Here is a 24,109-nt window from a genome sequence, read left to right on the forward strand (position 1 = left end):
GACACTTTTTAGGGGCATTTTTTATGGGGAAAAGTAAATATTCAGTAGACTTTAAATTAAAAGCTATAAAGAGATATCACAAAGGGGATATTGGAACAGACGATTTAGGAAAACGCATTGGAGTTTGTGGTTCCTTGGTTCGTAAATGGATAAAATTTTATGAACTTTATGGAGTTTCAGGACTTGTTCGGCTTTCCAATACGCATTACACAAAAGATTTTAAATTAAAGATTTTATCAGTAATTGAGAAAGAGAATTTAAGTTTAAAAGAAGCGTCGAGAAGGTTTAATATTCCTGCGGAGTCCAGTATTCTTAGTTGGCAGCGAAATTACAAAAAAAATGGTATTTTAGGTTTAGAAAACAGACCCAGAGGAAGACCTAAAACCATGAGTAATTACAAGCGAAAAAAAAAGAAAACAGGCAAGCCCTTAACAAGGGAGGAAGAACTGTTGGAGAGGATTTATTATTTAGAAGCCGAGAACGCCATTTTAAAAAAGTTAGACGCCTTAATTCAGGAAAGGAAAAATCCAAAGCCATCGAAGAGTTAAGGCAGGACTTTGATTTAGCAGTACTGCTGCATTGTACATCGATGGCAAGAAGCAGTTTTTATTACTATCAAAAACGCTTTCAAATGAAAGATAAATATGCGGAAATAAAAGAAATGATTAAGCAGATTTATCATCGTCATAAAGGAAGGTTGGGCTATAGAAGAATTACTTTGCTTTTGAAAGAAAAAGGAATTTTGATTAATCACAAAACTGTTTTACGACTTATGAAAATATTAGGTTTAAAGAGTATTATCCGAGTGAAGAAATATAAATCTTACAAGGGAGAGCAAGGGAAAATTGCGCCCAATGTTCTACAGAGGAATTTCAAATCGGACACTCCTAATCAGAAATGGGCAACCGATGTTACAGAGTTTAATGTATCGGGTAATAAACTTTACCTATCTCCAATCATCGATTTATTTAATGGTGAAATTGTCAGTTTTGACTTATCTGAAAGACCTGTGTTTAGCCAAATCATCAGAATGCTAAAGAAATCATTCAGAAAAGTAAAATCTACACAAAACATCATTCTACATTCTGATCAAGGTTGGCAATATCAAATGAAACATTACCAAAACTTGTTAAAAGAAAAAGGTATTATTCAAAGTATGTCCCGAAAAGGAAACTGTTTGGACAATGCGGTGATAGAAAACTTTTTTGGAACGATAAAATCAGAAATGTTTTATACCAGAAAGTTTGGTTCCATTCAGGAACTTAAGATGGAAATAGTGAAGTACATTCACTATTACAACAATGATAGAATAAGACTCAATCTCAAAGGAAAGAGTCCGGTACAGTACCGAACTCTTTCCTTTGAAAATATTGTTTAATTTTGTCTAAACTTTTGGGTGCAGTCTATTTTAGGACGGATTTTTAATTTTATGGCAATCCCTCATTCCGAAGCAAGAGCCAACACATATTCGGGCGGGCTATACGTTACAATCTTTTTTTGCCAACGCTATACAGAGCAAAAAAAGGATTTCCACTACTATCCCTATTGCAATTCATTTGGATATCTGCAGGAATAGAAGTTGCAAATAATTCTCCTATAACCGATAAGTTTAATTTGGGAGTAATCCAAGTATAATATATTTAAACATACATAAAATTATAAAGTAAAAAGCCTCTGTTCTAATGAAGGACAGAGGCTTTTTAATGCTTTTCTTTCTTTAAATATAAATTGATGTTTATAATTTATATATGCAAGTCAAGTTTCATGAGTATTTTCTCATTTAATGTATTATGCTGTCAAAATGATAGCTTGATGAGATTGGATTAGATAGAATAGGTATAAAACAAAAAATCCTCATCATATGCATGATGAGGATTTCAAAATAAAAACTGGCGGCGACCTACTCTCCCGCGTTAGCAGTACCATCGGCGCTAGAGGGCTTAACTTCTGTGTTCGGAATGGGAACAGGTGAGCCCCTCTGCTAAAACCACCCTAAAGGCTTTATATGAGGGATTAGTTGTTAGGTTTTAGGACTTAGGTTTAATCTAAATCCTTAGCCCTTTCAAGACTAATTCCTTTTTTATCGATAAAAACGTTCACAAAGAGCTAACCTTATCTCTTTCGAGTGCCTATTAGGCTATAAATCTACGGGTAATTAGTACTACTCGGCTATGACATTACTGCCTTTACACCTGTAGCCTATCAACGTCGTCATCTCCAACGACCCTTAAAAGAAGTCTCATCTCGCGGCGAGTTTCGCACTTATATGCTTTCAGTGCTTATCTCTTCCAAACATAGCTACTCAGCGGTGCACCTGGCGGTACAACTGATACACCAGAGGTTTGTTCAACACGGTCCTCTCGTACTAGAGTCAACTCCGCTCAAACTTCTAACGCCCGCAATAGATAGAGACCGAACTGTCTCACGACGTTCTGAACCCAGCTCGCGTGCCACTTTAATGGGCGAACAGCCCAACCCTTGGGACCTTCTCCAGCCCCAGGATGTGACGAGCCGACATCGAGGTGCCGAACCTCCCCGTCGATGTGAGCTCTTGGGGGAGACTAGCCTGTTATCCCCGGAGTACCTTTTATCCTATGAGCGATGGCCCTTCCATACGGAACCACCGGATCACTATGTCCTGCTTTCGCACCTGATCGACTTGTAGGTCTCACAGTCAAGCACCCTTATGCCATTACACTCTACGCACGGTTACCAAGCGTGCTGAGGGTACCTTTGAAAGCCTCCGTTACTCTTTTGGAGGCGACCACCCCAGTCAAACTACCCACCACGCAATGTCCTTCTTTCGAAGTTAGGCTCCAAGTAAACAAAGGGTGGTATTTCAACGTTGGCTCCACAAACACTAGCGTGCCTGCTTCAAAGCCTCCCACCTATCCTACACATTATTTACTCAGAGTCAATACGAAGTTATAGTAAAGGTTCACAGGGTCTTTTCGTCCCATTGCGGGTAATCGGCATCTTCACCGATACTACAATTTCACCGAGCTCGTGGCTGAGACAGTGCCCAGATCGTTACACCATTCGTGCAGGTCGGAACTTACCCGACAAGGAATTTCGCTACCTTAGGACCGTTATAGTTACGGCCGCCGTTTACTGGGGCTTCAGTCAATGCCTTCGAATTACTTCTAAGCACCTTCCTTAACCTTCCAGCACCGGGCAGGTGTCAGACCCTATACAGCATCTTTCGATTTAGCAGAGTCCTGTGTTTTTGATAAACAGTCGCCTGGGCCTCTTCACTGCGGCCAGCATTACTGCTGGCGTCTCTTCTTCCGAAGTTACGAGACTATTTTGCCTAGTTCCTTAGCCACGACTCACTCGAGCACCTTAGGATTCTCTCCTCGACTACCTGTGTCGGTTTTGGTACGGGCTGTATAAATCGCTTTTCTTGGAAGCGGGTCCTTAGGATTATCAGCGCATCCGAAGACTTGCTGTACTATCGTAACCTCGCAGTTACTTCAACGTACTATTCCGTCAGTACGCACCTAATTTCCAACTCCGTCACTTTATTATTATACAGGTACGGGAATATTAACCCGTTGTCCATCCACTACCCCTTTCGGGTTCGCGTTAGGCCCCGACTAACCCTCAGCTGATTAGCATGGCTGAGGAAACCTTAGTCTTTCGGTGAGGGGGTTTCTCGCCCCCTTTATCGTTACTTATGCCTACATTTTCTTTTCTATCCGCTCCACAATACCTCGCGATACTGCTTCGGCGCAAATAGAATGCTCCCCTACCAGATGTACTATTGTACAAATCCATAGCTTCGGTAATATGCTTATGCCCGATTATTATCCATGCCGGACCGCTCGACTAGTGAGCTGTTACGCACTCTTTAAATGAATGGCTGCTTCCAAGCCAACATCCTAGCTGTCAATGCAGTCCAACCGCGTTGTTTCAACTTAGCATATATTTGGGGACCTTAGCTGTTGGTCTGGGTTCTTTCCCTCTCGGACATGGACCTTAGCACCCATGCCCTCACTGCTGCGAAACATTTATTAGCATTCGGAGTTTGTCAGGAATTGGTAGGCGATGAAACCCCCGCATCCAATCAGTAGCTCTACCTCTAATAAACTTGTCGCAACGCTGCACCTAAATGCATTTCGGGGAGTACGAGCTATCTCCCAGTTTGATTGGCCTTTCACCCCTACCCACAGGTCATCCGAAGACTTTTCAACGTCAACCGGTTCGGTCCTCCACTCTGTGTTACCAGAGCTTCAACCTGCCCATGGGTAGATCACAAGGTTTCGCGTCTAATCCTACTAACTATGCGCCCTATTCAGACTCGCTTTCGCTCCGGCTCCGGACCTGAAGTCCTTAACCTCGCTAGTAAAATTAACTCGTAGGCTCATTATGCAAAAGGCACGCCGTCACACCATATAGGTGCTCCGACCGCTTGTAGGCGTACGGTTTCAGGTTCTATTTCACCCTTCTATTCGAAGTGCTTTTCACCTTTCCTTCACAGTACTTGTTCACTATCGGTCTTTCAGGAGTATTTAGCCTTGGAGGATGGTCCCCCCATATTCAGACAGGATTTCACGTGTCCCGCCCTACTCATTTATCATCTATGTATGCCTTTCGATTACGGGGCTATCACCCTCTACGGCTGTTCTTTCCAGAACATTCTTCTAAACATATAAAGACTTTTGGGCTAATCCGCTTTCGCTCGCCACTACTTACGGAATCTCTTCGATTTCTTTTCCTCCGGGTACTTAGATGTTTCAGTTCTCCGGGTTTGCTCTGCTTGCGCAGTGACATGTCTTCAACATGCCGGGTTGCCCCATTCGGACATCTGCGGATCAATTCGTGTGTGCCAATCCCCGCAGCTTTTCGCAGCTTACCACGTCCTTCGTCGCCTCTGAAAGCCTAGGCATCCGCCATACGCCCTTAACGATTTCTTTCCTAATATTATATTAGTATATTTTTATACTCGGCACTCGAAAGTGCTCGGTTATCTCTTTGTGATGTCTTTATCGTTAATGTCAATGATCTATTTTTCTTCTTAAATGTCTAATAAACAAATATTGTTTTTGGCTCTATTCGTCACTTTTAAATTAGACCTCTAAAACTGTGGAGAATAAGGGAGTCGAACCCTTGACCTCCTGCGTGCAAGGCAGGCGCTCTAGCCAGCTGAGCTAATTCCCCTCTAATTCTTTAGTAGTCTCGGGCAGGCTCGAACTGCCGACCTCTACATTATCAGTGTAGCGCTCTAACCAGCTGAGCTACGAGACTTTAAATCTCTTCCCTCTTACTAATGATTAGGGGTATATTTTTATATATCAACCAGTAAAAAACCAAAGCGAACTGAGTAAGTTCTTATTTTAATTTTGTTTTACGTCTAATGACGCTCTAAAATGAGATGTTCCAGCCGCACCTTCCGGTACGGCTACCTTGTTACGACTTAGCCCTAGTTACTAGTTTTACCCTAGGCAGCTCCTTTTACGGTCACCGACTTCAGGTACCCCCAGCTTCCATGGCTTGACGGGCGGTGTGTACAAGGCCCGGGAACGTATTCACCGCGCCATGGCTGATGCGCGATTACTAGCGATTCCAGCTTCATAGAGTCGAGTTGCAGACTCCAATCCGAACTGAGACCGGCTTTCAAGATTTGCATCACATCGCTGTGTAGCTGCCCTCTGTACCGGCCATTGTATTACGTGTGTGGCCCAAGACGTAAGGGCCGTGATGATTTGACGTCATCCCCACCTTCCTCTCTACTTGCGTAGGCAGTCTCACTAGAGTCCCCAACTGAATGATGGCAACTAGTGACAGGGGTTGCGCTCGTTGCAGGACTTAACCTAACACCTCACGGCACGAGCTGACGACAACCATGCAGCACCTTGAAAATTGTCCGAAGAAAGCTCTATTTCTAAAGCTGTCAATTCCCATTTAAGTCTTGGTAAGGTTCCTCGCGTATCATCGAATTAAACCACATAATCCACCGCTTGTGCGGGCCCCCGTCAATTCCTTTGAGTTTCACTCTTGCGAGCGTACTCCCCAGGTGGCTAACTTATCACTTTCGCTTGGTCTCTGAAGCCGAAGCCCCAAAAACGAGTTAGCATCGTTTACGGCGTGGACTACCAGGGTATCTAATCCTGTTCGCTCCCCACGCTTTCGTCCCTCAGCGTCAGTTATATCTTGGTAACCTGCCTTCGCAATTGGTGTTCTAAGTAATATCTATGCATTTCACCGCTACACTACTTATTCCAGCTACCTCAAATATACTCAAGACTTACAGTATCAATGGCAGTTCTATCGTTAAGCGACAGGCTTTCACCACTGACTTATAAGTCCGCCTACGGACCCTTTAAACCCAATAAATCCGGATAACGCTTGCACCCTCCGTATTACCGCGGCTGCTGGCACGGAGTTAGCCGGTGCTTATTCGTATAGTACCTTCAGCTACCCTCACGAGAGTAGGTTTATCCCTATACAAAAGAAGTTTACAACCCATAGGGCAGTCGTCCTTCACGCGGGATGGCTGGTTCAGGCTTGCACCCATTGACCAATATTCCTCACTGCTGCCTCCCGTAGGAGTCTGGTCCGTGTCTCAGTACCAGTGTGGGGGATCACCCTCTCAGGCCCCCTAAAGATCATCGCCTTGGTGAGCCGTTACCTCACCAACTAGCTAATCTTGCGCGTGCCCATCTCTATCCGCCGGAGCTTTCAATATCAAACGATGCCGTTCAATATATTATGGAGTATTAATCTTCCTTTCGAAAGGCTATCCCCCAGATAAAGGCAGGTTGCACACGTGTTCCGCACCCGTACGCCGCTCTCTCATTTCCGAAGAAACAATACCGCTCGGCTTGCATGTGTTAGGCCTCCCGCTAGCGTTCATCCTGAGCCAGGATCAAACTCTCCATTGTATGTTTGTCTGACTCACTCAAAGTTGACTTCGCTTTGGTTTATTTTTTTTACTTGGTTGTTATATTGTATTTCAAAGATCTCTTTTTCTTTCGCGCCTCAGAAAACTTTTCTGTCATCTTGCGTTTCTGATTTGCGAGTGCAAAAGTATTAATTATTTTTTAATCAACAAAACTTTTTTTGATATTTTTTTTCAAGACCGTCAGTCGCACTATTTATTATGTTAGCTTAACTTAATGTATCTCTCTCAAAAAAAACTTTACTCTTCTGCGCTCCCTCATTTAAGGGACTGCAAAGGTAACTCTTTTTTTCAAACTTCCAAATATTTTTTCAAATATTTTTTTGTTCTCGTTTCGTATCTTTTTCCTTAATTACCTCCTGCGCTTTCCCGTTGTTTGGGATTGCAAAAATACGAACTTTTACACAATCCCCAAATTTATTTACAACTTTTTCATGACATTAGTCACAACTTACTGAAAACTAATAGGAAAAATTTAATTTTAATTTATGTTAAATAGAGAACTTCAATTTGCAATCTCCATTTAGCCCCGATTGAAACGGAAATCCTTTTTTGGCGAGAGGCTTTGACGAGCCAAAAAGATTGTAGTGGAAAGCGGGAAATGGCTCCTAAATTTTCTCATAAATCGTTAAAAGAACTTTTAATAAAATAATTCTTATTGAAACTTATCCATTTTTGATAGAAATTTTACTCATATTTACAACCCGATTTGAGCAAATATTTATTGATTTTTGAAAAAGATATAGTATTACCAAAGCAAAAAACTTTATATTATACCCTATTGTAAAACAATCCCATGTAACATAACTAAAACTACTTATAAAACTCTTTACTTTTACGCTAGGATATGGGTTGATGCTATTATTAATCCCTTAGACACCAGAAAATGGATATCTGCAGGAATAGAATCAGCAAACCATTCTCCTATTACAGATAAGTTTAATTTGGGAGTAATCCAAGTATAATATATTTAAACATAAACAAACTTATAAAATAAAAAGCCTCTGTCCTTCATTAGAACAGAGGCTTTTTAATGCTATTCCTTCTTCAAATATAAATCCATGTTTATAATTTATATATGCAAGTCAATTTTCATGAGTATTTTCTCATTTAAAGTATTATGCTTTCAAAATGATAGCTTGATGAGATTGGATTAGATAGAATAGTGATAAAACAAAAAATCCTCATCATTTACATGATGAGGATTTAAAAATAAAAACTGGCGGCGACCTACTCTCCCGCGTTAGCAGTACCATCGGCGCTAGAGGGCTTAACTTCTGTGTTCGGAATGGGAACAGGTGAGCCCCTCTGCTAAAACCACCCTAAAGGCTTTATATGAGGGATTAGTTGTTAGGTTTTAGGACTTAGGTTTAATCTAAATCCTTAGCCCTTTCAAGACTAATTCCTTTTTTATCGATAAAAACGTTCACAAAGAGCTAACCTTATCTCTTTCGAGTGCCTATTAGGCTATAAATCTACGGGTAATTAGTACTACTCGGCTATGACATTACTGCCTTTACACCTGTAGCCTATCAACGTCGTCATCTCCAACGACCCTTAAAAGAAGTCTCATCTCGCGGCGAGTTTCGCACTTATATGCTTTCAGTGCTTATCTCTTCCAAACATAGCTACTCAGCGGTGCACCTGGCGGTACAACTGATACACCAGAGGTTTGTTCAACACGGTCCTCTCGTACTAGAGTCAACTCCGCTCAAACTTCTAACGCCCGCAATAGATAGAGACCGAACTGTCTCACGACGTTCTGAACCCAGCTCGCGTGCCACTTTAATGGGCGAACAGCCCAACCCTTGGGACCTTCTCCAGCCCCAGGATGTGACGAGCCGACATCGAGGTGCCGAACCTCCCCGTCGATGTGAGCTCTTGGGGGAGACTAGCCTGTTATCCCCGGAGTACCTTTTATCCTATGAGCGATGGCCCTTCCATACGGAACCACCGGATCACTATGTCCTGCTTTCGCACCTGATCGACTTGTAGGTCTCACAGTCAAGCACCCTTATGCCATTACACTCTACGCACGGTTACCAAGCGTGCTGAGGGTACCTTTGAAAGCCTCCGTTACTCTTTTGGAGGCGACCACCCCAGTCAAACTACCCACCACGCAATGTCCTTCTTTCGAAGTTAGGCTCCAAGTAAACAAAGGGTGGTATTTCAACGTTGGCTCCACAAACACTAGCGTGCCTGCTTCAAAGCCTCCCACCTATCCTACACATTATTTACTCAGAGTCAATACGAAGTTATAGTAAAGGTTCACAGGGTCTTTTCGTCCCATTGCGGGTAATCGGCATCTTCACCGATACTACAATTTCACCGAGCTCGTGGCTGAGACAGTGCCCAGATCGTTACACCATTCGTGCAGGTCGGAACTTACCCGACAAGGAATTTCGCTACCTTAGGACCGTTATAGTTACGGCCGCCGTTTACTGGGGCTTCAGTCAATGCCTTCGAATTACTTCTAAGCACCTTCCTTAACCTTCCAGCACCGGGCAGGTGTCAGACCCTATACAGCATCTTTCGATTTAGCAGAGTCCTGTGTTTTTGATAAACAGTCGCCTGGGCCTCTTCACTGCGGCCAGCATTACTGCTGGCGTCTCTTCTTCCGAAGTTACGAGACTATTTTGCCTAGTTCCTTAGCCACGACTCACTCGAGCACCTTAGGATTCTCTCCTCGACTACCTGTGTCGGTTTTGGTACGGGCTGTATAAATCGCTTTTCTTGGAAGCGGGTCCTTAGGATTATCAGCGCATCCGAAGACTTGCTGTACTATCGTAACCTCGCAGTTACTTCAACGTACTATTCCGTCAGTACGCACCTAATTTCCAACTCCGTCACTTTATTATTATACAGGTACGGGAATATTAACCCGTTGTCCATCCACTACCCCTTTCGGGTTCGCGTTAGGCCCCGACTAACCCTCAGCTGATTAGCATGGCTGAGGAAACCTTAGTCTTTCGGTGAGGGGGTTTCTCGCCCCCTTTATCGTTACTTATGCCTACATTTTCTTTTCTATCCGCTCCACAATACCTCGCGATACTGCTTCGGCGCAAATAGAATGCTCCCCTACCAGATGTACTATTGTACAAATCCATAGCTTCGGTAATATGCTTATGCCCGATTATTATCCATGCCGGACCGCTCGACTAGTGAGCTGTTACGCACTCTTTAAATGAATGGCTGCTTCCAAGCCAACATCCTAGCTGTCAATGCAGTCCAACCGCGTTGTTTCAACTTAGCATATATTTGGGGACCTTAGCTGTTGGTCTGGGTTCTTTCCCTCTCGGACATGGACCTTAGCACCCATGCCCTCACTGCTGCGAAACATTTATTAGCATTCGGAGTTTGTCAGGAATTGGTAGGCGATGAAACCCCCGCATCCAATCAGTAGCTCTACCTCTAATAAACTTGTCGCAACGCTGCACCTAAATGCATTTCGGGGAGTACGAGCTATCTCCCAGTTTGATTGGCCTTTCACCCCTACCCACAGGTCATCCGAAGACTTTTCAACGTCAACCGGTTCGGTCCTCCACTCTGTGTTACCAGAGCTTCAACCTGCCCATGGGTAGATCACAAGGTTTCGCGTCTAATCCTACTAACTATGCGCCCTATTCAGACTCGCTTTCGCTCCGGCTCCGGACCTGAAGTCCTTAACCTCGCTAGTAAAATTAACTCGTAGGCTCATTATGCAAAAGGCACGCCGTCACACCATATAGGTGCTCCGACCGCTTGTAGGCGTACGGTTTCAGGTTCTATTTCACCCTTCTATTCGAAGTGCTTTTCACCTTTCCTTCACAGTACTTGTTCACTATCGGTCTTTCAGGAGTATTTAGCCTTGGAGGATGGTCCCCCCATATTCAGACAGGATTTCACGTGTCCCGCCCTACTCATTTATCATCTATGTATGCCTTTCGATTACGGGGCTATCACCCTCTACGGCTGTTCTTTCCAGAACATTCTTCTAAACATATAAAGACTTTTGGGCTAATCCGCTTTCGCTCGCCACTACTTACGGAATCTCTTCGATTTCTTTTCCTCCGGGTACTTAGATGTTTCAGTTCTCCGGGTTTGCTCTGCTTGCGCAGTGACATGTCTTCAACATGCCGGGTTGCCCCATTCGGACATCTGCGGATCAATTCGTGTGTGCCAATCCCCGCAGCTTTTCGCAGCTTACCACGTCCTTCGTCGCCTCTGAAAGCCTAGGCATCCGCCATACGCCCTTAACGATTTCTTTCCTAATATTATATTAGTATATTTTTATACTCGGCACTCGAAAGTGCTCGGTTATCTCTTTGTGATGTCTTTATCGTTAATGTCAATGATCTATTTTTCTTCTTAAATGTCTAATAAACAAATATTGTTTTTGGCTCTATTCGTCACTTTTAAATTAGACCTCTAAAACTGTGGAGAATAAGGGAGTCGAACCCTTGACCTCCTGCGTGCAAGGCAGGCGCTCTAGCCAGCTGAGCTAATTCCCCTCTAATTCTTTAGTAGTCTCGGGCAGGCTCGAACTGCCGACCTCTACATTATCAGTGTAGCGCTCTAACCAGCTGAGCTACGAGACTTTAAATCTCTTCCCTCTTACTAATGATTAGGGGTATATTTTTATATATCAACCAGTAAAAAACCAAAGCGAACTGAGTAAGTTCTTATTTTAATTTTGTTTTACGTCTAATGACGCTCTAAAATGAGATGTTCCAGCCGCACCTTCCGGTACGGCTACCTTGTTACGACTTAGCCCTAGTTACTAGTTTTACCCTAGGCAGCTCCTTTTACGGTCACCGACTTCAGGTACCCCCAGCTTCCATGGCTTGACGGGCGGTGTGTACAAGGCCCGGGAACGTATTCACCGCGCCATGGCTGATGCGCGATTACTAGCGATTCCAGCTTCATAGAGTCGAGTTGCAGACTCCAATCCGAACTGAGACCGGCTTTCAAGATTTGCATCACATCGCTGTGTAGCTGCCCTCTGTACCGGCCATTGTATTACGTGTGTGGCCCAAGACGTAAGGGCCGTGATGATTTGACGTCATCCCCACCTTCCTCTCTACTTGCGTAGGCAGTCTCACTAGAGTCCCCAACTGAATGATGGCAACTAGTGACAGGGGTTGCGCTCGTTGCAGGACTTAACCTAACACCTCACGGCACGAGCTGACGACAACCATGCAGCACCTTGAAAATTGTCCGAAGAAAGCTCTATTTCTAAAGCTGTCAATTCCCATTTAAGTCTTGGTAAGGTTCCTCGCGTATCATCGAATTAAACCACATAATCCACCGCTTGTGCGGGCCCCCGTCAATTCCTTTGAGTTTCACTCTTGCGAGCGTACTCCCCAGGTGGCTAACTTATCACTTTCGCTTGGTCTCTGAAGCCGAAGCCCCAAAAACGAGTTAGCATCGTTTACGGCGTGGACTACCAGGGTATCTAATCCTGTTCGCTCCCCACGCTTTCGTCCCTCAGCGTCAGTTATATCTTGGTAACCTGCCTTCGCAATTGGTGTTCTAAGTAATATCTATGCATTTCACCGCTACACTACTTATTCCAGCTACCTCAAATATACTCAAGACTTACAGTATCAATGGCAGTTCTATCGTTAAGCGACAGGCTTTCACCACTGACTTATAAGTCCGCCTACGGACCCTTTAAACCCAATAAATCCGGATAACGCTTGCACCCTCCGTATTACCGCGGCTGCTGGCACGGAGTTAGCCGGTGCTTATTCGTATAGTACCTTCAGCTACCCTCACGAGAGTAGGTTTATCCCTATACAAAAGAAGTTTACAACCCATAGGGCAGTCGTCCTTCACGCGGGATGGCTGGTTCAGGCTTGCACCCATTGACCAATATTCCTCACTGCTGCCTCCCGTAGGAGTCTGGTCCGTGTCTCAGTACCAGTGTGGGGGATCACCCTCTCAGGCCCCCTAAAGATCATCGCCTTGGTGAGCCGTTACCTCACCAACTAGCTAATCTTGCGCGTGCCCATCTCTATCCGCCGGAGCTTTCAATATCAAACGATGCCGTTCAATATATTATGGAGTATTAATCTTCCTTTCGAAAGGCTATCCCCCAGATAAAGGCAGGTTGCACACGTGTTCCGCACCCGTACGCCGCTCTCTCATTTCCGAAGAAACAATACCGCTCGGCTTGCATGTGTTAGGCCTCCCGCTAGCGTTCATCCTGAGCCAGGATCAAACTCTCCATTGTATGTTTGTCTGACTTACTCAAAGTTGACTTCGCTTTGGTTTATTTTTTTTACTTGGTTGTTATATTGTATTTCAAAGATCTCTTTTTCTTTCGCGCCTCAGAAAACTTTTCTGTCATCTTGCGTTTCTGATTTGCGAGTGCAAAAGTATTAATTATTTTTTAATCAACAAAACTTTTTTGATATTTTTTTTCAAGACCGTCAGTCGCACTATTTATTATGTTAGCTTAACTTAATTTATCTCTCTCAAAAAAACTTTACTCTTCTGCGCTCCCTCATTTAAGGGACTGCAAAGGTAACTCTTTTTTCCAAACTTCCAAATATTTTCTTAAATATTTTTTTGTTCTCGTTTCGTATCTTTTTCCTTAATTAGCTCCTGCGCTTTCCGTTATTTTGGTGATGCAAAAGTATGACTATAAATAAATACAATGCAAATTTTTTCTACAAAAAACTATACAGCTGTTTAAATTGGGGAAAACATTATTCTGGTAACAAACAACTTACATTCATTTTAAAAGTTATCCACAATAAGAAAATACGCTTTGTTTAGTATTATTTATACTATAAATCCTAAACATCACAAAGAATTATATGAATTTAGAAGTAATCATTTTTTATTTTTTGATATATAAAATATCCCATCAACACTCCTAATAAATCTGCAATAAGGTCTAACAATTCCATACTTCTGCCTAAATGCATTTCTCTTTGTAGTATTTCTGTACCTAATCCATATATAAACATAATTAAGAAAAAGGTAAAAAATCGCATTCTAGGAAAACCAATTCTGAAAACAAATCCTAATAGGGCGAATATTGATATATGGAGTATTTTATCAATTCCAGAGAACATAAACCAATATTCTTTGTTTTCTACTCCAGGTTTGAGGAGCATATATGTGAGTATTGCCCAATAAATGGGCAATACGTAATATCTAAATATGTGAGTTATCTTATCCAATGAGTTCTTGGTAATGTTCAGCAGTTAGCAATTCTGATTGGTCTGCACCTTCTGAAAGTTCTACTTTTACAATCCATCCTTTTCCGTATGGGTCTGTGTTTACCAATTCTGGTTCACCTTCTAACTCTTCATTAAACTCTATTACTTTACCTGAAACTGGTAAATATAAATCTGAAACAGTTTTTACAGCTTCTACGCTACCGAATACTTCTCCCGCATTTAAATCATCATCTACAGTATCTACATCTACAAAAACGATGTCTCCTAATTCGCTTTGAGCAAAATCAGTGATTCCAACTGTAGCTACGTTTCCTTCTAGTTTAACCCATTCGTGATCTTTGGTGTACTTTAATTCTGATGGTGTGTTCATTTCTAAATTTATTTTTCCCAAAATTAATGAAATTATATGGAGGTTGCAAAAAAGTTTTTTCTAAAAAAAATAGAACCAAATAAATTTGATTCTATTCTATATTATATACTATTATATATTATATGTGTATTTAGAAACCTTGACCTCCTCCAAAATTAAAGGTTGCCGTAATACCAGCTCTAACCGTAGAAAGTGGAAATGCTGTAGAAATTTTATACTTGGTCATTAATTGATCATAAAAGAATCTTAAATTAAAGTTCTGAGAGATGTTATAATCTGCCGAAACTTTTACGCTCATTAATCTTTGACCTCCGGTAATCTGTGAATCATCTAATAATATATTGGTAATTCTGGTTTGATTATCTCTCAATGAAAAATCTGCTCTTACATTTAAATCACTTTTCAGATTTTTTTCTTTTCCTTGATACCTAACTTTGATTTTTAAATCTTTTAAAATATATCCAAAACCAAAAACATACTCAGAACCTAAATCTTCGGTTAAAGTATGATTTACCAAACCGAGTGTATACATTCTGTTCTTATTATATTGTAAACGGAACTGCATATTATTTCTCATGGTAACATCTGCTCCTAAAAGTGGAGAGAAATCTTCTACGTAACCAATCGTATTAAATGTATAAGGATTATATACATCATTATTAATATCATATTGAGGAGCTCCAGGATTTACATTCTTATTATAATAGTCTACGCTTTTCTGAATTCCTGTTGCGGTATAAGTAGATGTATAAGCATGAAGAATATCAAACTTAGCAAACTGACTATTAATAAAAGGTATGTTTTTAATTCCTGAATAGGTAATTCTCCAGTTTGGCATTGGAAATTTAGATTTTTCTAAACTGTTATTTTTCGTTGGAGACTTTCCTTCAATCGCTGCTTGGAAAGCTGGAATCAATACATAAGCATTGGCTTTGCTGTAATGTTCTGCGTAACCATCAGCTTGTGGTGTTCCATACATTTGAGAAATCGTCTTAGCATTTTCAATGATTTTTTCATAAATATTATCGCTTCCAAAACTTGTCTTCAAGAGAATATTAGAATTGGTAAACGTAATCATCTCACTAGCGAAAGAAAAATCGAACTGAGGTGTACTGCTAATCGCATCTACATTAAAATTACCATGCATTAAATTTTTCATGTAGTTTTTGGTAAAACTCACATCTATTCTAAAATCATTGATAGGCTGAATCTGAATATTCCCAGTAAGATTTCTGGTAGTCATCTGAGAATAAGCTTCCGTCATGTATTCCGAAGAAGAAATCCAACTGTTTTCTATGGCATATCTTCTGATGTCTGCTTGAGAACCCAACAAGAATCCAAAAGTTGGCCCGCCAATTCCTTTTCCATATCCATAGAAATTAGGAGAAGACAATAATCCCGGTAAAACCGTTCCGTTATTTTCAGTATAATTAAAATCTAATTGTTTTATCGCTGTTAAAGCATAAGCAAAAGCTTGAGTAGGCGTCAATTTATTTTTAAAAGTATAAGATTTGAATGCTTTTTTCCTTCCTTTTTTCAAGAAATTCTGAGTATAGACATTGTTCAGAGAATCTATTTCAGATTTTCTGGCATTCATTTTATCATTTACTTTTCTAAAATATTTAAACTTATTGAAGAAACTATTAAAATCTGCACCTCCAGTTACATTAATATTATTGGTATTCTGTGCCAAGTTCCCCAGTTTTACTCCATTAGTATCTACCATCGCTGTAGAACGAGCGCTCCAATTGTACTGTACGCCGTAACCAATCTCCGTATTTACAAAATCTAAATAAGGTAAATTTTCGAATGGTAATCTGTAACTCAACTGAATTCTATGGTTATAAAGAACCGGTCTTCCTTTTTGGAAAACGTTTTGGAAAATAGAACTTCTGTCAAACGTTTGAATATCCAATTGGTCATTAATCGTTCTGGTAGCTGATGAAATATCTAATTTTAGGGATTTGGTTAAATTAAATCCTACGTTATATTGCCAACCGAAGAAGAAGTTTCGGTTTTTAATCACATCAAAATCCGCAGAAGAATTTCCATTGAGCAACGCATCAATATTTCTAAATTCTAATTCATTATAATTTCTGTCTAACTCCGTTCTGAAAGAAACTCTTGTCGGAACTATGTTAAAGTTAATTTCTTTCGCCCATTTCAGATATGGATAAGACTTCGCGGTATCGCTTACAATTTTATTAAATGGTTTAAGATTCCATGGTTTAAAATTAAAACTGTAATCTATATTTCCTCTTAAATATTGTCTGTAATTGTCTTTAGTATAAACATCTCTATACTTATCATCATTATAAATTAAAGAAATGGATAAGTTTTCTACGTCATAGAATTTTGGTTTTTTATTAGGATTCATTCTATCCTTTCTCATATTGAGTACCCCAATACTTCTTTGTTGCGTATACGTTCTTGCTACTTTTTTCAGTTCATCTTTCTTTGGATCTTTGCTAAATTCCACATCATCATTCAGTGGATTGTACTTAGGATCTTCTATGGTTTGAGAATAAGAATAATTCATCGGAATCTTCAATCCTAACTTCTCTGGCAAGAATTTATCTACATTCACCATTGTATTGATACCAAAAGCTGAGTTGGTAGTCTGTGAACGTTCCGCAGGTTTTTGGTTAATGAAACCAAAACCAATCGTAGAATAAGCTCCACTCGCATTTACGGTAGCAAAGTCTCCTAAATTAAAGTTAAGATTTGCGTTTCCTGCATAACCACCTTTATTTTCAATACCTGAAAGTCTAATTTCATTCACCCAAAGAATAAGATTTTTATCTACCTCATCATTATTTCTTACCCCAATCATCATGGTGGTAATATTTCCTAAACTTGGTCTACCTTTTACGTAGAAGGCTTTATTTTCATCACCAAAATCTGCCGAAGTAAATCTTTCGTTGGTTACCGTAGAATTTTTGTCTCTCAAGATTTTTAAATCTACAAAATCCTGAATCGCTAATCTCACGGTGTTTTCATTTGGCCAAATATCAAGCGGAGAAGTGGCATTCGGAGCGGTATATTTCAGCGAAGCTTCATATTCATAATAGTTATCTGTAGCATCACTACCGAATCTGATGAAGAATTTCGCAGATTTATCAAGATTAGAACCTTTGCCAATTAAATCTTCTGCGTGAACAAATAATTCTAAATTTTGGAATCTTCTCATATCTAAAGCGATATTTTTGAAAACACCTCTTGCTTCACCATTCGGAAGGTTGGTTTTCATATAAAGAGAAGCTTCGTTTTGTCTTTGAGCACCTGCATTTCCGCTGAGAACTTGTCTTTCAATTCCTGGAGGCAACACATAAGGTGGAGTTCCCAATGCATTTTCTTCTAAGTTTACACTTCCTACATCAAATTTAGAATTATCTATAGTTCCTGTTCCTTCAAATTGGTTCTGATCATCTACTCTATTTGAAGCAATTCCTTTTCCATATTTTCTCCATTCGCTTCTTACCAAGTCTAATGTTCCGAATCTAATCGTAGCGGTTTCATCAAAACCAGTAAGCATCATTCTGGCAAATCTCACATTATTTAAGATTTGGTCTGCACCAGAAGTTTCGGTAGAAGAATTATAATTGGCAACTGGAATCCTGAATAAGAACCATTTATTTTTAGAAGTTTGTCCGTTTTGGAATTTCACTTCTACTTCTTTTACATCTACAATATTATTTCTTCCTAAAACCAATTCGCTTTGTGCTAAATTAATATCATACTGATTGTAATTTTCGCTTTGGTCTAGGTTATAATCTTTATTTACATCTTCTGCATCCGGAGTTTGAGAAGAAACTTCTAAAGAATTCGACTGAGAGTTTCCATCTGGATTTCTGAAATATTTATAACGCTCAATCATAGATGAAGCTAACGCACCCTGAAACTGATTAGAAAGATAAAACACAAAATCATCTGCAGCTGGGTCTGGCTCATTTTTTACTGGATTGATAAAATTGGTATTGAAAGCTGTAGCTTCCGCTACGTTATCCAATCCATCAAAACCAACATCTTGAGCAGTTCTCTCTTCGTTTTCTGTACCGAAAGCATACAAAACTGGGAATTGGTCTGGCTGAGTTCCCCAATTGGTAGAAGAAGTTTTCGCTGGAGTATTGGGTGTAGGCAAACCATTTTCATATTGCAGTTTACCATCTTTCAGAATATCTTCTGAAACGTTTCCTAATTGCAACATTAATTTAGGAGCAGTTCCTAACATTTTACCGTCTGCATAAGGATCCATCATCCAAAATTCTACATATTCTATATTCGAGCTTCTGAAGTTAGAAACCGTAATCGGTCTCATTAAACCAGCCCATCTTTGTGATGGAATTTCTGCATTTTGATTTAAGTTATACGGACCTCTTTCTTTAGGATAATACGTAATATCAAAAGTATTGGTGAAGGTTTGTTCACCCGCTACAAAATCTCTATTGTTAAAGAGTTCTATCATCTGAACTCTTCTGGAAGCGTGATTAGAAAGTGCTTCAGCGTTAATTCCATTTGGTGCTCTTCCTCCAACTCCATAAAATCTTGGGTCTATATTATACCAAGATAGCAAACCTCTTCCATTTCCGCTTTGAAGGTCATTATTATTAGAATTTCCGAAACCAATTTCAGGTTTAGATGCTAAACTCCAAACTGCAGGTTCTTTTAATGAAATTTTAGAAGTGGTTTGTTCAAAATCATCAATGTAAGATTCATCATTGATTCCTTTATTTTGACCTGGAATAAGATACGCTCCTTCTAATTTCAAATTAATATTAGATGGTGCTTCTGTATTGACAAACGGAATTTTATCTGTAAGTCTGGTTAAAAACTGCGATTGGTTATTGTACATTAGGTTAAAACCAGCCATCGTGTTATTCACGGCTTCGAAACCTGTTTGTACTTTTTGAGTGAGTGGTGTTTCTGAATAATTCACCACAGTTGCACCAATGGTAAGATTTTCATTAAATTTTCTCTCGAGATTTAATCCTAAAAATCTTTTTCTCTGGGTGTTAAAGGTCATTTGGTTTTCCAAACTCACATTGATGGCTTGACCAGATTGTTTCACCATTTCATTGATGATAGTTACTTCACCTACCATATAATTTACGGTGTAATCTACGCCTTCTGTAAGCACAACTCCATTGGCAGTTACTTTTACAGAACCACGTGGAACATTAATCGCTCCTAAAGAAATTCCCGTTCCTTGTGAACCTTTATATCTACCTTCGATGGTGTATCTAAGTGCTAAATTATTTTCAGAAGCGACTTGTTTTTGTTGGGTATACAGTTCATTGAAAACAAATTTTGGGTCATTGCTTCCTAAAACAGATTCTAAGTAACTACCAAAAGGTTGAGCTTTGGTAAACATTACTCTTCCGTTTTGTGCATCCACCGTAATTCCTTGTACAAAATCAAACAAACCGTCTCCTTGTTGACCATTCGTATTATTTTGAATATCGTTATTTACATTCAGTCTATCCCAATTGAATAATTTCAATAAATTTTGGTCTGCAACAGGTGTTCCTGGTAGATAATTTACTTTTCCACCGCTGTCATTATCACGATATAAAACATTTAACAAGAAATTCTGTGGATCTACTTGATTGGCATTTAAAGAATACACGTTTTTCATCATTAAATTCCACATCGGTGAAGTGGTTTTTACGGAAACGTTCGGTTTCAATAATTTGGTAATCACCACTGGACTTTCTTCGGAAAATTCCCCTACTTTATAGACTTTGCTGTCACCAGAAACGGTATAAGAAAAAGACGCCGCCAAAAGTTGATTATCATTTAATCTTTGATTCAAAGAAATATAACCCACTTGTGGATTAAAGGTATATTCAGCAGGATTTAATCTTTTTGCTTTTCGGTTAAAGATAAAATGTTCGCCGTCTTTATAATTGGGGTCACCTGTAGTATTCGGAAGTGATTGATTATTGATCGCGTTATAAGTTTGGTTTACATCTCTTATTCCGCCAAGGTTGGCTACTGCATTATAAACCCCTAAATTAGAATTATCTGGAAAACTTCCACCTTCACCTAAATCTCTAATCCCGAGAATACTTTTTTGCTCTTGCAAATTACCAGAACCTTGGTCTAAAACCCAAAGTTCTAATCGGGTAATCGAAATTCTAGAATTGATTAAAGGATAATTGGCTAAAGCGTTGTCATAATTATTTAAGAAATATTGGCCTAAAAAATAGTGCTGATTATCTTCGTAATCATAAGCGTTTATTTTGAAGGTTTGCATTACACCACCACCTTGAACTACAATATTTCTGGCTTCACCTTGTTGCTGAGAAAACACCAAAGTTCCGTACGTTTTCCCTAATTGGAATTCGGTTTTTAAACCAAAAAGTGATTCAGAACCTCTGATTAAATTGGTAGAAAGTGGCATATTCACATTACCGAATTCTACTCTTTTTATAATTTTATCTTCGCCACCTTTTAGTGGATTTTTTGCTTCACCGATGGCTTGATTTTGTAAATCTCTCCAAGTTCCCTTGGCTTGCCAAACGAGATTCATTCTGTTTTCGAATGCAAAACCAGACTGCGTATCGTAATTGGCTTTGAGTTGTAGATTTTCTCCAACTTTTCCTAAAACACCCAGCTGAATTCTCTGCTGAATATTAATCGCAAAATTGCTTCTGTTTTGTGGAAGAATTAATGGATTTTCAATTTTTTGGTGCAAACCTCCTAAATCAAAACTCGCAAAACCATTTGGAATCAATTCTATTTTATTGCTCCCAAAAATAGTTTCAAAAATTTTATTTTTGATAGTCACACTTTGGATTAAGCCTTTCTTTTCGGCTTCTTTTTTTTCTTCTTTGTAGAGATTTCCACCAAAAGCTTTTTGCTGATAATAATCTTTGAGACTATTATTCAGGGTGTAAGTAGAATATTCTTTTGGAGTAAGAACGATGGGCGCTCCAGTTACGGTGTTTCCAATTTTGGGGTAGAGATAATACATCCCTGTTTTTACATCATAGAATGCTTCGTATCTCGTAGGATTGGGCAAGGCATAATCTTTCCTTATAGAAATATTCGCTGTATCCGAAGGCTTTTGCTGCGCAAGAAATAGCGCAGAAAAAAATAAAAATACAATCGAAAAATAGATTTTATGCAGAGGAAAAGTTTTCTTCACTTGTGTTTATATCATTTTTAGAATTTGCTTCACCAATTCTTCGGTTTGCAAATCTGGATTTTGTTTTAAAATTCTATCGGCAATCTTCTCGCTCATCTTTTTAGGAATCCCTAAAACTTCTAAAGCAGATAACGATTCTTCTTTCACTTTATTGTCTGCAAAAGCAGAAATGTTCTCCGCAGAAACCCCGAATTTTTCTACCTTATCTCGTAAATCTACGATAATTCTTTCGGCGGTTTTAGCACCAATTCCTTTTACTTTTTGGAGCAGGGCAGAATTTTTATTGAGAATCGCTTGTGCAATGTCTTTAAGATCTAATGAAGAAAGCAAAATAAGCGCAGAAACTGCACCCACTCCGTTTACCGAAATTAAGAGATTAAACATTTCTTTTTCTTCTTTGGTATAAAACCCAAAAAGCAAATGTGCATCTTCTCTGATGATTTGTTGGGTGAAAAGAAAAACTTCCTTTCCTAAAGAAAGTCGCTGAGACGTTTGCAAAGAAATGCCTACATAATAACCCACTCCATTTACCTCTATCACCACATAGGTAGGAGTAAGTTCTTGAACAATACCTTTTAATGAAAAAATCATAGTTTTTTAATAATCTTCAAAGATAACAAATCTCTAAAAATTAAAAAATCAATTTATAGGTATAAAACATGCAATAATTCGTAATTTTGGGAAGTTATAATATAAATAGTAAACAGATAATGAAAAACCTACTTCAGCTTTTAGAAGAAAACACCAAAAAATTTCCACAGAAAACCGCTCTTAGCTTTAGAAACGGTGACGAAATAGAGATTCTTACTTGGAAAAAATTCTGGGCAATGGTTTGCCAAACTGCAAACGGATTACATACTCTAGACGTAAAAAAGGGAGATTGTGTAGGTGTTTTTTCTCAAAATTCTAAAGATTGGATTATTTTTGACGTTGCCGTGCAAATGTTGGGGGCGATTACCATTCCCATTTACGCCACCAATAATTATGACCAAACCGAATATATCATCAAGCAAACCGAAATGCAGCACATTTTGGTGGGAGACACGCCTCAACTTGAAATTCTGAAAAGTGCCGAAAAACATTTAGGCAAAAAATTACATATTTTCACGTCTCATGTGATAAAAGACGAAGCCGAAAACATTACCTATTTCCCAGATTTCATCAAGCATTTTGCTACGGAAAGAAACCTCATCGAAATTACCGATGAAGATTTGGCAACCATTCTTTACACTTCTGGAACTACAGGAATCCCGAAAGGTGTAATGCTTACACATGGTGGTTTCAAAGCGGTAGTTGCGGCGCACAAAGAATTTTTCAGTTTCGACAATTTGTACGACATGAAATCTTTGGCATTTTTACCATTAAGTCATATTTTCGAAAGAAGCTGGACGCTTTTTGTGCTTTCTCAAGGTGGTGAAGTTGCCATTTTAGAAGACCCAAAAAATATCTTGAACACTCTGAAACATGTTCACCCAACTGCAATGTGTGCCGTACCAAGATTCTACGAAAAAGTATATCAAACTTTAGTTAAAAAAATAGAAGCTTCTTCTCCTACGAAACAAAAACTTTTCAAAAAAGCTTTGGAAGTGGGCGCTAAAGTAGCTGATAAAAAAAGAACAGGTGCTAAAGTTCCGTTTGGTTTACAATTACAGTTTAGTTTCTTTGACAAATTGGTTTTCAGAAAAATTAAAAATGAATTGGGCGGAAATCTTTCGTTTTTACCTTGTGGTGGAGCGATGCTGAAAAAAGAAATTTCAGAATTTTTTGCAGCCATTGGTTTACCTGTGATTGTAGGTTACGGACTTACCGAAACTACTGCTACCGTTACTGCACTTCCTCCGAAAAATTATGTGTACGGAAGCGTAGGAAAAGCTCTACCAGGTGTAGAAATTAAAATAGGAGCAGATAATGAAATCTTGGTAAAATACCAAGGTGTGATGAAAGGTTACTACAAAAACGAAGAAGATACGGCTAAAGTTTTCACAGAAGATGGCTACTTCAGAACAGGTGATGCTGGTAGAATAGACGAAGAAGGAAATCTCTACATTACCGATAGAATTAAGGATTTAATGAAAACTTCTAACGGAAAATATATTGCACCACAAAGCATAGAAATCCCATTACAAAGCAATCCTTACATTGCTCAAGCGATGGTAATTGCCGAAGGAAAACCTTATGTTTCTGCGGTGATAGTTCCGAATTTTGAAACTTTGATGGAGAAATACGAAGAATTTAAAAATTACCTTTCTCTGAACATAGAAGAGAAGAAAAAATTACTGGAAACACCTTTCATTAAGGAAACTTTTGAAAAAGTAGTGAATGATATTCAAAAGGAATTTGCAAGTTTTGAAAAAATTAAAAAGTTCAAACTTTTACCAGAAGAATTTACCATAGAACGTGGAGAAATTACTCCAACACTAAAAATAAAACGTAAAATTATTCTGGAAAAATTCAAAGCTTTGATTGAAGGAATGTATGCGTAGTCTTTATATACTTAAATTATAAAAACGGTTTTA

Annotated in this window: 6 protein-coding genes, 4 tRNA genes and 6 rRNA genes; 2 read left to right on the top strand and 14 right to left on the bottom strand. The window is 39.3% G+C overall.

What is annotated here, in order from left to right; all coding sequences use genetic code 11:
• The first annotated feature begins 23 nt into the window (after positions 1–23).
• A protein-coding gene (locus KKQ79_RS09185) for an IS3 family transposase (RefSeq protein WP_095072675.1) occupies positions 24–1,378 on the top strand; the annotation gives its coding sequence in 2 pieces (ribosomal slippage) (positions 24–498 and positions 498–1,378; 1,356 coding nt in all).
• A 509-nt stretch (positions 1,379–1,887) separates the two neighbouring features.
• Here the strand turns inward: KKQ79_RS09185 and rrf (KKQ79_RS09190) are convergent.
• The 14 genes from rrf (KKQ79_RS09190) to ruvA all read right to left on the bottom strand — a co-directional run bounded on the left by rrf (KKQ79_RS09190) (position 1,888) and on the right by ruvA (position 22,184).
• Positions 1,888–1,995: ribosomal RNA gene (gene rrf / locus KKQ79_RS09190) — 5S ribosomal RNA — on the bottom strand.
• A 140-nt stretch (positions 1,996–2,135) separates the two neighbouring features.
• A 23S ribosomal RNA gene (locus tag KKQ79_RS09195) occupies positions 2,136–4,916 on the bottom strand.
• Between the two features lie 170 nt (positions 4,917–5,086).
• Positions 5,087–5,160 (bottom strand) — tRNA-Ala (locus tag KKQ79_RS09200).
• A gap of 13 nt (positions 5,161–5,173) precedes the next feature.
• Positions 5,174–5,247, bottom strand: a tRNA-Ile gene (locus KKQ79_RS09205).
• A 120-nt stretch (positions 5,248–5,367) separates the two neighbouring features.
• Positions 5,368–6,884, bottom strand: a 16S ribosomal RNA gene (locus KKQ79_RS09210).
• A 1,234-nt stretch (positions 6,885–8,118) separates the two neighbouring features.
• Positions 8,119–8,226: ribosomal RNA gene (rrf, locus tag KKQ79_RS09215) — 5S ribosomal RNA — on the bottom strand.
• A 140-nt stretch (positions 8,227–8,366) separates the two neighbouring features.
• Positions 8,367–11,147, bottom strand: a 23S ribosomal RNA gene (locus tag KKQ79_RS09220).
• Between the two features lie 170 nt (positions 11,148–11,317).
• A tRNA-Ala gene (locus KKQ79_RS09225) sits at positions 11,318–11,391 on the bottom strand.
• A 13-nt stretch (positions 11,392–11,404) separates the two neighbouring features.
• Positions 11,405–11,478 (bottom strand) — tRNA-Ile (locus tag KKQ79_RS09230).
• A 120-nt stretch (positions 11,479–11,598) separates the two neighbouring features.
• Positions 11,599–13,115, bottom strand: a 16S ribosomal RNA gene (locus tag KKQ79_RS09235).
• The 16S, 23S and 5S rRNA genes sit together here with 4 tRNA genes alongside, the layout of an rRNA operon.
• A 595-nt stretch (positions 13,116–13,710) precedes the next feature.
• Complete coding sequence (locus KKQ79_RS09240; protein WP_250131224.1) at positions 13,711–14,007, bottom strand: VanZ family protein; 297 nt, start codon at positions 14,005–14,007, stop codon at positions 13,711–13,713.
• Positions 14,008–14,065: 58 nt separating this feature from the next.
• Complete coding sequence (gene gcvH / locus KKQ79_RS09245; RefSeq protein WP_213189859.1) at positions 14,066–14,443, bottom strand: glycine cleavage system protein GcvH; 378 nt, start codon at positions 14,441–14,443, stop codon at positions 14,066–14,068.
• 130 nt (positions 14,444–14,573) lie between these two features.
• On the bottom strand, positions 14,574–21,593 hold the full coding sequence (gene sov, locus KKQ79_RS09250) for a T9SS outer membrane translocon Sov/SprA (protein WP_213189860.1): 7,020 nt from the start codon (positions 21,591–21,593) through the stop codon (positions 14,574–14,576).
• Positions 21,594–21,599: 6 nt separating this feature from the next.
• Positions 21,600–22,184 (bottom strand): Holliday junction branch migration protein RuvA, encoded by a 585-nt coding sequence (gene ruvA / locus KKQ79_RS09255; RefSeq protein ID WP_104793969.1) that lies wholly within the window; start codon positions 22,182–22,184, stop codon positions 21,600–21,602.
• A gap of 119 nt (positions 22,185–22,303) precedes the next feature.
• Here ruvA and KKQ79_RS09260 point away from each other — a divergent pair, with 119 nt between their 5' ends.
• Positions 22,304–24,076 (top strand): AMP-dependent synthetase/ligase, encoded by a 1,773-nt coding sequence (locus KKQ79_RS09260; RefSeq protein ID WP_213189861.1) that lies wholly within the window; start codon positions 22,304–22,306, stop codon positions 24,074–24,076.
• Positions 24,077–24,109 lie beyond the last annotated feature (33 nt).

The sequence above is a fragment of the Cloacibacterium caeni genome, assembly GCF_907163125.1.
GTDB classification, from domain to species: Bacteria; Bacteroidota; Bacteroidia; order Flavobacteriales; family Weeksellaceae; genus Cloacibacterium; species Cloacibacterium caeni_B.

Bases quoted from the DNA above. Each gene is read 5' to 3' on its own strand.
- ruvA (WP_104793969.1), bottom strand. From the start codon at position 22,184: ATGATTTTTTCATTAAAAGGTATTGTTCAAGAACTTACTCCTACCTAT.
- KKQ79_RS09240 (WP_250131224.1), bottom strand. From the start codon at position 14,007: ATGCTCCTCAAACCTGGAGTAGAAAACAAAGAATATTGGTTTATGTTC.
- KKQ79_RS09260 (WP_213189861.1), top strand. From the start codon at position 22,304: ATGAAAAACCTACTTCAGCTTTTAGAAGAAAACACCAAAAAATTTCCA.
- gcvH (WP_213189859.1), bottom strand. From the start codon at position 14,443: ATGAACACACCATCAGAATTAAAGTACACCAAAGATCACGAATGGGTT.